13 protein-coding genes and 2 tRNA genes are annotated in these 11,947 nt (G+C 66.4%); 8 read left to right on the top strand and 7 right to left on the bottom strand.

Features of this window, described 5'->3' with window-relative positions:
- Positions 1 to 24: 24 nt before the first annotated feature.
- The 3 genes from SPMU_RS03915 to SPMU_RS03905 all read right to left on the bottom strand — a co-directional run bounded on the left by SPMU_RS03915 (position 25) and on the right by SPMU_RS03905 (position 1,990).
- Positions 25 to 393: an ArsR/SmtB family transcription factor gene (locus SPMU_RS03915; RefSeq protein ID WP_245832738.1), complete on the bottom strand. Its 369-nt coding sequence runs from the start codon at positions 391 to 393 to the stop codon at positions 25 to 27.
- A gap of 384 nt (positions 394 to 777) precedes the next feature.
- Positions 778 to 852, bottom strand: a tRNA-Gln gene (locus tag SPMU_RS03910).
- 46 nt (positions 853 to 898) lie between these two features.
- Positions 899 to 1,990, bottom strand: a complete 1,092-nt coding sequence (locus tag SPMU_RS03905) for a branched-chain amino acid aminotransferase (RefSeq protein WP_088332102.1) — start codon at positions 1,988 to 1,990, stop codon at positions 899 to 901.
- 63 nt (positions 1,991 to 2,053) lie between these two features.
- Between SPMU_RS03905 and SPMU_RS03900 the strand changes: the two genes are divergently transcribed.
- The gene (locus SPMU_RS03900; RefSeq protein WP_245832732.1) at positions 2,054 to 2,563 is read left to right on the top strand and encodes a MarR family transcriptional regulator; all 510 of its coding nucleotides are present in this window, start codon (positions 2,054 to 2,056) and stop codon (positions 2,561 to 2,563) included.
- Between the two features lie 108 nt (positions 2,564 to 2,671).
- On the opposite strand, the gene SPMU_RS03895 is transcribed toward SPMU_RS03900, so the two are convergent.
- Positions 2,672 to 3,349: a DUF2490 domain-containing protein gene (locus SPMU_RS03895; protein WP_169715625.1), complete on the bottom strand. Its 678-nt coding sequence runs from the start codon at positions 3,347 to 3,349 to the stop codon at positions 2,672 to 2,674.
- Between the two features lie 267 nt (positions 3,350 to 3,616).
- Here SPMU_RS03895 and SPMU_RS03890 point away from each other — a divergent pair, with 267 nt between their 5' ends.
- Positions 3,617 to 4,474, top strand: coding sequence for an SDR family oxidoreductase (locus SPMU_RS03890; protein WP_088332098.1), 858 nt, complete (start codon positions 3,617 to 3,619; stop codon positions 4,472 to 4,474).
- 122 nt (positions 4,475 to 4,596) lie between these two features.
- On the opposite strand, the gene rpsT is transcribed toward SPMU_RS03890, so the two are convergent.
- The gene (gene rpsT, locus SPMU_RS03885) at positions 4,597 to 4,860 is read right to left on the bottom strand and encodes a 30S ribosomal protein S20 (RefSeq protein WP_088332096.1); all 264 of its coding nucleotides are present in this window, start codon (positions 4,858 to 4,860) and stop codon (positions 4,597 to 4,599) included.
- 98 nt (positions 4,861 to 4,958) lie between these two features.
- On the bottom strand, positions 4,959 to 5,774 hold the full coding sequence (gene mutM / locus SPMU_RS03880) for a bifunctional DNA-formamidopyrimidine glycosylase/DNA-(apurinic or apyrimidinic site) lyase (protein ID WP_088332094.1): 816 nt from the start codon (positions 5,772 to 5,774) through the stop codon (positions 4,959 to 4,961).
- 108 nt (positions 5,775 to 5,882) lie between these two features.
- Here mutM and SPMU_RS03875 point away from each other — a divergent pair, with 108 nt between their 5' ends.
- From SPMU_RS03875 to coaBC, 4 genes are read left to right on the top strand one after another with little or no spacing between them, the layout of a single operon-like run.
- A complete protein-coding gene (locus tag SPMU_RS03875; protein ID WP_088332092.1) occupies positions 5,883 to 6,614 on the top strand; it encodes a class I SAM-dependent methyltransferase in 732 nt (243 codons plus the stop codon).
- A gap of 46 nt (positions 6,615 to 6,660) precedes the next feature.
- Positions 6,661 to 8,196 (top strand): 2-polyprenylphenol 6-hydroxylase, encoded by a 1,536-nt coding sequence (ubiB, locus tag SPMU_RS03870; RefSeq protein ID WP_088332090.1) that lies wholly within the window; start codon positions 6,661 to 6,663, stop codon positions 8,194 to 8,196.
- 2 nt (positions 8,197 to 8,198) lie between these two features.
- Positions 8,199 to 9,308, top strand: coding sequence for a hypothetical protein (locus tag SPMU_RS03865; protein ID WP_088332088.1), 1,110 nt, complete (start codon positions 8,199 to 8,201; stop codon positions 9,306 to 9,308).
- Complete coding sequence (coaBC, locus tag SPMU_RS03860) at positions 9,305 to 10,540, top strand: bifunctional phosphopantothenoylcysteine decarboxylase/phosphopantothenate--cysteine ligase CoaBC (RefSeq protein ID WP_088332086.1); 1,236 nt, start codon at positions 9,305 to 9,307, stop codon at positions 10,538 to 10,540. Before SPMU_RS03865 ends, coaBC begins: the two co-directional genes overlap by 4 nt.
- Before the next feature lie 57 nt (positions 10,541 to 10,597).
- Here coaBC and SPMU_RS03855 read toward each other — a convergent pair whose 3' ends face one another.
- Positions 10,598 to 11,257 carry a uracil-DNA glycosylase gene (locus tag SPMU_RS03855; RefSeq protein ID WP_088332084.1) on the bottom strand — a complete coding sequence of 220 codons (660 nt, stop codon included), beginning with the start codon at positions 11,255 to 11,257 and terminating at the stop codon, positions 10,598 to 10,600.
- 23 nt (positions 11,258 to 11,280) lie between these two features.
- On the opposite strand from SPMU_RS03855, the gene folK reads away from it, so the two are divergent.
- Positions 11,281 to 11,784 carry a 2-amino-4-hydroxy-6-hydroxymethyldihydropteridine diphosphokinase gene (gene folK, locus SPMU_RS03850; RefSeq protein ID WP_088332082.1) on the top strand — a complete coding sequence of 168 codons (504 nt, stop codon included), beginning with the start codon at positions 11,281 to 11,283 and terminating at the stop codon, positions 11,782 to 11,784.
- Positions 11,775 to 11,850, top strand: a tRNA-Lys gene (locus tag SPMU_RS03845). Before folK ends, SPMU_RS03845 begins: the two co-directional genes overlap by 10 nt.
- Positions 11,851 to 11,947 lie beyond the last annotated feature (97 nt).

The raw sequence follows: 11,947 nt of genomic DNA, 5'->3' as shown, positions 1-11,947 counted from the left end.
ATTGCGCCCTCCCGGCGGCGGCGATCAGTTGCTGCAGGCGATCGTTTCGACAAGATCGGCGCAGAGAAGCGGATCGCCCTGGCAGCAATCCTCCATCAGGAACGCCATCAGCCGGCGCATGCCGTGATAGTCGGCGCGGTAGCGGATGACCCGGCTTTCGCGCTCGGACGTGGCGAGACGTGCGCGCTCAAGCAAACCTAGATGGTGCGACATGGTCGATGGCGGCACGCCAAGCCGCTGCGCGATCTCGCCCGCCATCAGCCCGGCATTGCCGGCTTTCACCAGGAGCCGGAACACCGACAGGCGCGTGCCGTGCGCCAGCGCCTGAAGCGCCTCCACCGCCCAGTCCTGCTGCTCGCTTGCTGTCTGATCGACGTCCATGCGGTCTGTCATAGCGGGCCGCAACGCACCGTCAAACTATATTTCTAGAATCTTCGAATAGTAGGCTTCGACGTACCGGCTCCGCCTTCGCGCGCGACAAACCTCAGGGCTCTCCGATACCTCGCCGGCGGCGGTCGCTGAACAGTCACCGCGCAAGAATGTCGCCCGCGGCATATTCCAATGTGTGAAGGGCACGGACGTCTTTCAGGGCGCTTCGCTGGGACCGTCGCGTCTCAACAACTCCCACCCGCGCGCTTCGGGCAGGCGGGGATGCGGGGCCTCGTTTCCGGAATCCTGTGCAGCTGGCCGCATCGGGCGCGTGTCCCACCCGCGGCGCATCCCGCGGGCCGAGCGAGGGTCAGCCCCCCGCCATCGCGCTCACTAACGAATAAAAGCTGGCTGGGGCGACAGGATTCGAACCTGTGAATGCCGGTACCAAAAACCGGTGCCTTACCGCTTGGCGACGCCCCAGCAGAGCGCGCGGCCCTATAACGAGCCGGCGCGAAGTGCAATGACCTCAAGCGATCGGGTGCAGCCAATTGTGCGGATCGGGCGCGCGGCCGCGCTGCACTGCGGTCAGCGCATCCAGAAAGCGTTGTGTCGTCTGGCCCGTGCCGCCCGTGCCGATGGTAAAGGCGTAATCGGGGCCGGCAACCTTGCCGATCGGCGTCACCACCGCGGCCGTTCCGCAGGCGAAGCTCTCGGTCAGGCGGCCACTTTCCGCGTCCGCGCGCCACTGGTCGATCGAATACAGCTCTTCGCGCACCGTCAGGCCCGCGTCGCGCGCCATTTGCAGGATCGAATCGCGCGTGATGCCGGGCAGGATCGTGCCGGTCAGCGGCGGCGTCTGGATCGAGCCATCCTCGAACACGAAGAAGATGTTCATGCCGCCCAGTTCCTCGATCCAGCGCCGCTCGGTCGCATCAAGGAACACCACTTGGTCACAACCGCGACGGATCGCCTCCTGCTGCGCCACCAGGCTGGTCGCGTAATTGCCGCCGCATTTCGCCGCGCCGGTGCCGCCGGGCGCCGCGCGCGAATAATCGTGGCTCACCCACAGCGACACGGGGCGCACCCCGCCCTTCCAATAGGAACCTGCCGAGGAGGCCAGCACCATGAAGAGATACTCGCCAGCCGGCTTCACGCCCAGGAACACCTCGCTCGCGATCATGAACGGGCGCAGGTACAGCGAGCCACCCTCGACCGAGGGGAACCAGTCCGCATCGGCCTTCACCAATGCTTCGATCGAGCCGATGAACAGGTCGTCGGGCAGTTCCGGCATCGCCATCCGGCGCGCGGAGTCGCGGAAACGCGCAGCATTGGCGGCAGGGCGAAACAGCGCAATGCTGCCATCATCATGGCGATAGGCCTTCAGCCCTTCAAAGATTTCCTGCGCATAATGAAGCACCGCCGTTGCCGGATCGACCGTCAGCGTCGTGCGCGCGGTGATCTTGGCATCATGCCAGCCCTTGTCGTCGGACCAGCGGACCATTGCCATATGATCGGTAAAGACGCGGCCGAACGCTGGGTCCGCGATCCGCCCTGCCCGCTCGCTCGCCGGAACCGGAGCGGAATTTGGCTCGAAAACGAAGGGCGCGCGCGTGGACAAGGGAAAGCTCCTGGAGGGCGCGGCCTTCCGCGCCGTTGAGAGGGTTGCGGTCGGGTAGGGCGGATGGCAATGCCGGTCAACATGGCTGCCAACCCCTCCTCCGCATCGCCCCTTTTCCTACGCGAGCCTGAGATTCGGCGCGGCATCGAGCTGCTCTATTTCGGAAGCACGCACGTCACCCGGTCGATCGACCGCGGGCTGGCGCGCAAGGGTATGGGCCGCGCGCATCACCGCGCGCTGTATTTCATCGCGCGCAAGCCAGACATGGCCGTGTCGGATCTCCTCGCCTTGCTCGGCATCACCAAGCAATCGCTCGGCCGCGTGCTCGGCGAACTGTCGGAGCGCGGCTATGTCGAGGCCCGCCCGGGCGAGCGCGATCGGCGCCAGCGCTTGCTTCGGCTCACCAAGGAGGGCGAGGCTTTCGAGGCCGATCTGTACAATGCGCTGCGCGAACGGTTCGCCGCGGCCTATTCGGAAGCCGGCCAAGGCGCGGTGAGCGGCTTCTGGGCTGTGCTGGAGGGGCTGGTGCCCGAGGAAGAGCGCCCCCGCGTCGAAGCGCTTCGCGGCGCCTGAGCACAACGCTTCGCTATTCCTTCGACCATCCCGCACAGCGGGCCGGGCGACGTCGCCGCGTCACCTCCCGCCTGGCGCAAGTGAGCCACGCACCCTCCGCTTGGACCATCAAGGCTTCAAGCGAAAGGTGAGCATCAGGATGTGGTCCACCCGCGTGTCGCCGCCGGGCGGCGCGGTGATCTGCGCCTGATAGCCCGCTTCGAGCGCCTGATCGGCCAGCGGGATCCGAACGCCGCCGAACAGGCGCGCGGTCTCGAAGCCACGGCGCGCGCCATAATCGGTCGTCAGGACATTCACGAACGCTTCTGCCGTGAAGATGCCAGTAAGCGGATTTTCGACGTCGCTCAGCGCCTTTTCGAACCGGATCTGCTCGCGAAATCGCAGCCCCATGTCCGATCCGGTGGAGAACCAGCGCTGCTCCAGGCGCAAGCGCCCCTTCAGCGCGCCCCAGCCCCCCGATGCGATATCGAAATCAGCCTGTTGGTAAGGCCGCTTCTCATTCCGCGGCCGCCCATCGAAGACCTCCTGATACACAAAGCCTTGATGCAGGGTCACACGTTCGTTGACCACGAAACCAACGGCCACTCGCCCAAGAAGAGCGGATGGTCCCGATAGGTTCTGCCCGACACGCGGGTGCAGCTCTGCGGTCCACACCCGTGCCTTGCCGAGTTTCCCTTGCGCGGACAGATTGACCCACAATTGCCGGTCCTGCCGCACGCGCGCGTCCGAGATCGAAGGAGCAAGTACAACCGCCGCCGCCAACGCAAGGGCGGCGTGTAACGTCACAGACGAGTGGATCTTCCTCATGCGGGGCCGTGACGATCGTGATGATGGAAACAACCGTGGGTAGCCGTTCCCGCATCTTCTGCAATATCCCAGATCGCATTGCGCGAGCGGCCTCAGAACTTCGTCGCTTGACGCACCTTATGGCGGCAACGCGCCCGCCGCGTTCCTCCGCTAACCTCGATCAAGGGGGCCAAGCATTCAGCATCGGAGCGGAACGTCCGGGCGTCTCGATGACTTGTGAGAGCAAGCATTTCGTCGAGGACCAACATGACCAACTACCCAGAACCGCCATATCCCGATCAGCAGCAGGACATGCCCGGCCAAACGGAGGCGATGGATCCGCGCCCCGATCATGGCGAGCGCAGCTACGTGGGCCACGGCCGCCTGCTGGACCGCAGAGCGCTGATCACTGGCGCCGACAGCGGGATCGGGCGCGCCGTCGCGATCGCCTATGCGCGCGAAGGCGCTGACGTCGCGATCAGCTACCTGAACGAGCATGAAGATGCCGAGGAAACCAAGCGACTGGTGGAGGATGCGGGCCGCCGCGCGCTGCTGCTGCCCGGCGACATCAGCGATCCCGCCCATGCGCGCAAGATCGTGGAGGAGACCGCCTCCGCGTTCGGCCGGATCGACATTCTGGTCAACAACGCCGCCCATCAGGCGACGTTCGCCAAGGTGGAGGACATCAGCGACGAGGAATGGCAGATCACCTTTGCCACCAACATGCACGCCATGTTCTATCTGGTGAAGGCGGCGCTGCCGCACATGCGCGCCGGCAGCTCGATCATCAACACCACGTCGATCAATGCCGAGGACCCGAGCGAACAGCTGCTCGCATACGCCACCACCAAGGGCGCGATCTACAATTTCACCGCTGGCCTGGGCAAGATGCTGGCAGAGCGCAAGATCCGGGTGAACGCAGTCGCGCCTGGCCCGGTCTGGACCCCGCTGATCCCGTCCACCATGCCGCCGGAGAAGGTGAAGTCGTTCGGCGCCGATACGCCGCTCGGCCGCGCGGCGCAGCCGGCGGAGCTGGCGCCGCCGTACGTCCTCTTGGCCAGCGACGAGGCAAGCTACATCACCGGCGCCACCATCCCCGTCACCGGTGGACGCGCGTTCCTCTAAGCGATCCACGCCTTGCCGCGCCCACGCGGCAAGGCGTCCAGACGCGACAAAAGGCCGGGCGGCGCAATCGCCACCCGGCCTTTGACGTATCGCTTACCGGCCGAAGAGGCCGGGCCGCGCGATCAGGCCAGCGCGGACAGGCGCTTGGTCAGGCGCGAGAACTTGCGGCTGGCGGTGTTGCGGTGAAGCACGCCACGCGCAACGCCGCGTGCCAGCTCCGGCTGAACCGCTGCAAGGGCAGCCGACGCTGCCGTCTTGTCACCCGCTGCGAGCGCTGCCTCCACCTTCTTCACGAAGGTGCGGATGCGGCCTACGCGCGCACCATTGATTTCGGCCCGGCGCTGGTTGCGGCGGATGCGCTTCTTCGCTTGCGGCGTGTTCGCCATTTACGGTCCTTGCTTCTAGAATCGGTCGATGAAAAAAGGGCGGCGGGAACACCCATCGCCCTGGAAGCCGCGCCCTTTAATGATGTTCGCGCTCTTGGTCAACTCCGCTGGCACGCGGGGCACCAAAACGTCGATCGTCCACCTTCAGCATAGCGCTGCACCACGCCGCCACATTCGCACGGCAGCCCTTCCCGCCCATATACCGCGAATTGCTTGGAAAAATAGCCAAGCTCGCCATCGGGGCGGGCATAATCGCGCAGCGTCGATCCGCCCGCTTCGATCGCGGAAAGCAGCACCGCACGGATCGAATCGACCAGCCGCTCCAGCCGCGCGATCCCGATGTTGCCGCCGGCGCGCTTGGGCGAGATTCGCGCGAGATACAGTGCCTCGCAGACGTAGATGTTGCCGAGCCCCGCCACGATCCGCTGGTCGAGCAGCATCAGCTTGATCGAGGCGCGCCGCCCGGCCAGCGCCTTTTTCAGCCATGCGCCGCTCAGGTCCGGCCCAAGCGGCTCCGGCCCCAATGTGGCAAACGCGGGAAAGGCGTCCAACGCGCCCGTCGGCCAGAGGTCCACCGAGCCGAACCGCCGTGGATCGTTCAGCGCTACCCGCCGCCCCGCCTCCGTATCGATCACCAGATGATCGTGCGGCAGCAGTTCGCCCGGATCGACTCGCCATCGCCCCGACATGCCCAGATGGAAGATCATGGTCTGGTCACGATCGGTGTGGATGAGGCCGTATTTGGCCCGCCGGCCAAGCGCCGTGATCGCGGCGCCCGTCATCACTTGGCGCAGATCGACCGGAAAGGGCCGGCGAAGATCGCCGCGCCGCGGTTCGATCTCCTTGATGCGCGCGCCTTCCAGCACGGGGCGCAGGCCGCGAACGGTGGTCTCGACTTCGGGTAGCTCGGGCATCCGCCGCCTTTAGCGTGTCGCTCCCGCTTGTCGAAGCACCGCGGCGCGGGGCGCGTCGCCTGTCAGAAGGCCTAGCCCCGCCCGCGCCCCGCCGCTAGAGCCGCGAACATGAGCGAAACCGTCTCCTTCGGCTATGAAGACATCCCCGCAACGGAAAAGACTGCCCGCGTCGGCGGCGTCTTCACCAATGTGGCATCCCGCTATGATTTGATGAACGATGCCATGTCCGCGGGCATGCATCGGTTGTGGAAGGACCGCTTCGTGCGCCGGGTAAAGCCGCGCGCCGGCGAACAGATCCTCGACATGGCCGGCGGCACCGGCGACATCGCCTTCCGCCTCCAGCGCGAAGGCGCGTCGGTGACGGTGGCGGACATCAATCCCGCCATGCTCGAAGTCGGCATGAAGCGCGCGCAGGAGCGCGGCATCGATGGCCTGGTGTGGACCGAAGCGAATGCCGAGGTACTGACCTTCCCCGATCGCTTCTTTGATGCGTACACGATCGCCTTCGGCATCCGGAACGTGACGGACATTCCGGCGGCGCTGCGCGAGGCGCATCGCGTGCTTCGCCGTGGCGGCCGCTTCTTCTGCCTTGAATTCTCGACGACCACCTGGCCTGGCTTCAAGGAAATGTACGATGCCTATTCGCATCGACTGGTGCCGAAGCTCGGCCAGATGCTCGCCGATGACGCGGACAGCTATCGATACCTAATCGAATCGATCCGCCGCTTCCCGGACATGCCGACCTTCGAAGGCATGATCCGTGACGCCGGCTTCGTGCAGACCAAGGTCGAGCCGCTGCTCGGCGGGCTGGTCGCGATCCACTCGGGCTGGAAGATATGACCGACGCCGGCCGCCCCTCGCGGGGCAGCGGAGAGGGCGGCGCAGAATGACGCACGCCGTCGTTCATACGTGGCGGCTCCTGAAGTGGGGCCGAACCCTGGCGCGGCATGGCGCGTTGCGGGGGCTGGAGCGCGACGCGAAGACGCCGCCCGCCCTGCGCCGGCTCCTGCGGCTCGCACGGTTCGGCGCCCGTGTGCCGGAGCAGCCGCGTTATGCCGATGCGTTCGAGGCGATCGGCCCGGCCGCGGTCAAGTTTGGCCAGACGCTGGCGACCCGCCCCGACATCGTCGGGGACGAGGCGGCGATGGACCTCTTGCGCTTGCAGGATGCGCTGCCGCCGCTTCCGTTCGATGTGATCCGCCCGCAGATCGAGGAAAGCCTTGGGCGCCCGATCGAGGCGATGTTTGCGCATTTCGACGAAAAACCCGTGGGTGCCGCTTCCATCGCGCAGGTTCACCGCGCGGTGACGATCGACGGCCGCCCTGTTGCGGTAAAGGTGCTGCGTCCCGGCGTCGAAGCGGACTTCGAACGCGCGATCGACACCTATGAATGGGCTGCGGCTCAGATCGAGCCGATGGGCGGCGAGATCGCCCGGCTTCAGCCGCGCCGCGTCATCGCGACCTTCAAGCGCTGGACCGCACGCGAGCTGGACCTGCGGCGGGAAGCCGCCTCGGCGAGCGAACTGGCCGAGGGCATGGCGGCCGAGCCGAACTTCTATGTGCCCGCCATCGATTGGCCGCGCACCTCGGGCAAGATCCTGACGCTGGAATGGATCGACGGCATCAAGCTGTCGAACCGAGCGGCATTGGTGGAGGCCGGCTATGATCTGCCGCTGCTTGCGCAAACGCTGGTCCACGCCTTTCTTCGCCAGGCGATCGCCGAAGGCTTTTTCCACGCCGATATGCACCAGGGCAATTTGTTCGCCCTGCCCGGCAATCGCATCGCGGCAGTCGATTTCGGTATCATGGGCCGGATCGATCGGCGCGCGCGTATCTGGCTCGCGGAGATCCTCTACGGCCTGATCACCGGCAATTACCGCCGCGTCGCCGAAATCCATTTCGAGGCGGAATACGTCCCCGCGCACCACGACGTGCGCGAGTTCGCAACGGCGCTGCGCGCAGTGGGTGAGCCGATGCGCGGGCTTCCGGTGAAGGAAATGTCCATCGGCATGATGCTCGATGGCCTGTTCTCGATCACGCGCGATTTCGACATGGTCACGCAGCCGCACCTCCTGCTTCTGCAAAAGACGATGGTGATGGTGGAAGGGGTGGCGACCGCGCTCGATCCCGACATCAACCTGTGGGAGACGGCCGGACCGTTCGTCGAGGAGTGGATCCGGACCGAGCTTGGCCCCGAAGCCGCAATCGCCGATCGGATCGTCGCCGACGTGAAGACACTGTATCGCCTTCCCGAGCTCGTGCGCCGCATCGAGGCGCGCTTCCCGGCGCCGGGCGGCGCGCCCCCTGCCCCGCCGCTGCGTGAGATCGAAGTGGTGCGGATCGGCGGCGGCTGGCGCTATGCCGCGGTCGCCGTGGCGAGCGCCGCAGCCGGCATTGCCGCGACCTGGGCGATGATCGCCTGATCATGACAAGGGCTGCCGTTCGGCCGCTCTGGCTCGCGGCGCCATCGCGGTATGCGGGGCGCTCGCGCCGCCATGCCCGCTGGCTGCTTGCGGTTCTGGCGTTGCTGCTGCTCGCCGCGCTGATTGCGCCGGGCACCAGCGGCTCGGCGGCGGCGGGCACGGAAGCCGCTGACCAGGCCAACGAGATCGTGTACGCCAGGATCGTTGACGACCTGCGCCACGGTGACGATTATTACACCGCAACCGCGCGGGCGTTACGATCGGCAGGCGCGCCGTTGCAGCCGTTCCACGTCTTCCGCCTGCCCACCCTTGCGGTGCTGCAAGCCAAGGTGAGCCAGGTCAGCGCGGCCTTGCTGCTCTACGCGCTTGCCTTGCTGTCGCTATTTGCGTGGTGGAAACGGCTGGCGGATGCCGTTCCACGCTTCCCGGCCCGCCCCATCGCCCTTCTGCTCGCGGCAGTCGGCGTCACCAGCGCAGTCCTCGGCCACCTTGTGGCCACGCATGATCTGTGGGCGGGGCTGATCGTCTCGCTCTCTCTTGCGTCGCGCAAACCTGGGCGGTGGATCACCGCCGCGGCGCTCGGGCTCTCGGCCGCGCTGATCCGGGAAACGGCTGCGTTGTACGTGGTCGTCATGCTGGTGCTGGCGTTGCTGGAGGGGCAGCGCCGGGAGGCCGCAGGATGGGCCGGAGCGCTTGCGCTGTTCGCCGTCGCGGTCGTCTTGCATGCTCAGGCCGTCGCCAGCGTTACCGGCCCGTTGGATCAATCGCTGGCGGCTTGGTCCGGAGCGTCGGGCTTCGGCTTCGCGGTCCGTGCCGTTGCTTCAGCGACCGCGCTGTCGTTGCTCCCGCCGGCGCTCGGCGCGATCGCCGTCGCGCTGTCACTGGCCGGCTGGTCCGCGTGGCGTGATCCGCTCGCAGCCCGCGCGCTCGCGACAATCGTTGTGCAGTTGCTGTCCATGTCCTTCCTGGCGGGGCCTGACACCGCCGACTGGGCCTTCCTGATCGCCCCCATCGCGCCGATCGGCCTCACCTTCTTCCCCGACGCGCTGCGTGATCTATCACGTGCGGCGCTCGACAGGCGGCGCATTACCGTGACAAGAACGTCGGCATGAGCCGGGTCCTTCTGATCGTCGGCGGTGGCATCGCCGCGTACAAAGCGTGCGAGATCATCCGCCTCTTGCGCAAGGCCGGCCACGGCGTGCGCTGTGTGCTGACGGAGGGCGGCAGCCACTTCGTCACCGCGATGACGCTGGCGGCTTTGTCCCAAGAGGAAGTGCACACCACCCTCTGGGATCTGAAGGATGAAGCCGAGATGGGCCACATCCAGCTCAGCCGGCAAGCCGATCTGGTCGTAGTGGCGCCCGCGACCGCGGATTTGCTGGCGCGCATGGCCGCCGGCCTCGCCAACGATCTCGCGACAACCTTGCTGTTGGCCACCGACAAGCCGGTGCTCGCCGCGCCGGCGATGAACGTGCGCATGTGGCTTCACCCGGCAACGCAGCGAAACGTCGATCAGCTTCGCCGCGACGGCATCACGATCATGGAGCCGGACGAAGGGGCCATGGCCTGCGGCGAGTTCGGCCCGGGTCGGCTACCCGATCCCGCAGCGATCGTCGCCCGGATCGAGGCGCTTTTTGGCAAGTGGCCGGAGCGGTTCGCAGCGAGGCCGATTGCAGCCGACAGCAGGCCGCTCTTCGCCAAACACATCGTGGTTACGGCCGGACCAACCCACGAGCCGATCGATCCTGTGCGCTACATCGCAAACCGCTCGTCCGGGAAACAGGGGTTCGCCATCGCCGGCGCGCTTGCCGCTTTAGGCGCCCGTGTCTCGCTGATCGCCGGCCCGGTCACGCTGCCAACGCCCGCCGGCGTCACGCGAATCGACGTGGAAACCGCGCGCGAAATGGCCGCAGCGGTGGAGAACGCACTTCCAGCCGATGCTGCCGTAATGGTCGCCGCGGTCGCCGATTGGCGCGCCGCCGGCGCCGCCGAGCAAAAGCTGAAGAAAGCCGCTGGCGGCGTCCCGTCGCTCCAACTTCTTGAAAACCCCGACATATTGGCGACCGTTGGTCACGGACCAAACCGGCCGCGTCTCCTGGTCGGTTTCGCCGCAGAAACTGAGCACGTGGTCGCTCATGCCCAGGCCAAGCTCAGTCGCAAGGGCGCCGACTGGATCGTCGCCAACGACGTGTCCGGTGACGTGATGGGCGGCGACACCAACACCGTTCACCTGGTGTCCTCAGACGGTGTCGAGACCTGGGAACACATGCCAAAGGCCGACGTCGCAACCCGCCTCGCCGATCGCATCGCCGCCGCGCTGCAAGCTCCCGAACAACCCCGCTGACCAGCTCCAAAAGCGGCGAGCAGTCAAGAATAGCGTGCGACACCAGCTACTTGCCCGTCACATCGGCCGAAGCTCCAAAGCACGCTCGAACACCGCTTCGAACATGCCAGCAGTGAGCCTGCCCGTGTTCTGATTGTAGCGCGAACAATGATAGCTATCGATCAGCACGCGGCCGTCCGGCATGCGGTGCTCTGCCAGATGACCGAACTTGGCCTTAGGCAACTTGCCCCCAAGGGCCTTCACCGCCGATTGGTGCGCGATCTGCCCCAGCGCGATGAAGACGCTCGCCCTCGGCAGTTCCGCGAGGGGCGCTTCAAGGAACGGCCGGCAGGTGCGGATCTCCTCCGGTGTCGGCTTGTTGGCCGGCGGCAGGCAGCGCACCGCGTTGATCAGCATCGCCCCGCGCAATTGCAGCCTATCGTCCGGCCTCGCTTCGAACTGACCCTCGCTCAGCCCGTATTTGGCAAGCGTCGCATAGAGCAACTCACCCGCATAATCCCCTGTGAACGGCCTGCCAGTGCGATTGGCGCCATGCTTGCCGGGCGCAAGACCGACGATCACAAGCCAGGCATCCGGATCGCCGAACGCCGGGATCGGCGCGTTCCACCAGTCCGGGTATTCGGCTCGGAGTGCATGGCGAAAGCCTGCCAGGCGCGGACACAAAGGGCAGTCAAGCGGCGGTTCGGTCGCTGGCAAAGGAGATGGTGCGAAGCTCATCCGCGCCCGATAGGCTGCAAGGCATGACACGCTCAACCTATGTCGTGGCGGTGGGATCAAATCGCAGGGGCCGCCACGGTGCGCCCGCTGACGAGGTGGCCGCAGCGATCAACGCCCTTCCTGGCCTCGTGTCTGTCGCCCCGATCATCACCAGCGCGCCCGTCGGGCCGTCCATTCGCCGTTTCGCAAACACGGTCGCCATCGTCAGCACGCCTCTGTCCCCAGCCGACCTCCTCCTTGCGTTGAAGGCGATCGAGCGGCAGTTCGGGCGTCGCCGTGGGCAGCGCTGGGGCGCCCGGGTGATCGATCTGGACATCATCTTGTGGTCCGCCGGCAAGGTCGATCACCCGGCCCTGAAGGTGCCCCACCCCGCCTTCCGAGCGCGTGATTTCGTGCTCGTGCCGCTGGTTCGGCTCGCACCCAAGTGGCGAGATCCGGTAACCGGCCTTACGATACTGCAATTGCATGCCCGGTTGACCCGCCGCCGCTCTGTGCCTAGGCGCGTCGTCGCTGGTGCGGGTCCGTAGCTCAGTCGGTAGAGCAAGCGACTTTTAATCGAGAGGTCCCGGGTTCGAGCCCCGGCGGACCCACCAGCTACCCCGCTGATCGATCACAGAAGTTTCTCGGCCGCTCGCGTCCGTGTCGGTTCAGAAGCCGGCACGATCGCACTCGGCTCCAAATGCCATTTTG

Origin of the sequence: Sphingomonas mucosissima (assembly GCF_002197665.1) — a bacterium.
Lineage (GTDB): Bacteria > Pseudomonadota > Alphaproteobacteria > Sphingomonadales > Sphingomonadaceae > Sphingomonas > Sphingomonas mucosissima.
The sequence above is the reverse complement of the archived record's forward strand: the minus strand, read 5'-3'. Positions and strand labels throughout refer to the sequence as shown.

Excerpts from the sequence above, each read along its gene's own strand:
- SPMU_RS03915 (WP_245832738.1), bottom strand. The coding sequence starts at position 393 with ATGACAGACCGCATGGACGTCGATCAGACAGCAAGCGAGCAGCAGGAC.
- SPMU_RS03900 (WP_245832732.1), top strand. The coding sequence starts at position 2,054 with ATGGCAATGCCGGTCAACATGGCTGCCAACCCCTCCTCCGCATCGCCC.
- SPMU_RS03890 (WP_088332098.1), top strand. The coding sequence starts at position 3,617 with ATGACCAACTACCCAGAACCGCCATATCCCGATCAGCAGCAGGACATG.
- rpsT (WP_088332096.1), bottom strand. The coding sequence starts at position 4,860 with ATGGCGAACACGCCGCAAGCGAAGAAGCGCATCCGCCGCAACCAGCGC.
- mutM (WP_088332094.1), bottom strand. The coding sequence starts at position 5,774 with ATGCCCGAGCTACCCGAAGTCGAGACCACCGTTCGCGGCCTGCGCCCC.
- SPMU_RS03875 (WP_088332092.1), top strand. The coding sequence starts at position 5,883 with ATGAGCGAAACCGTCTCCTTCGGCTATGAAGACATCCCCGCAACGGAA.
- ubiB (WP_088332090.1), top strand. The coding sequence starts at position 6,661 with ATGACGCACGCCGTCGTTCATACGTGGCGGCTCCTGAAGTGGGGCCGA.
- SPMU_RS03865 (WP_088332088.1), top strand. The coding sequence starts at position 8,199 with ATGACAAGGGCTGCCGTTCGGCCGCTCTGGCTCGCGGCGCCATCGCGG.
- coaBC (WP_088332086.1), top strand. The coding sequence starts at position 9,305 with ATGAGCCGGGTCCTTCTGATCGTCGGCGGTGGCATCGCCGCGTACAAA.
- SPMU_RS03855 (WP_088332084.1), bottom strand. The coding sequence starts at position 11,257 with ATGAGCTTCGCACCATCTCCTTTGCCAGCGACCGAACCGCCGCTTGAC.
- folK (WP_088332082.1), top strand. The coding sequence starts at position 11,281 with ATGACACGCTCAACCTATGTCGTGGCGGTGGGATCAAATCGCAGGGGC.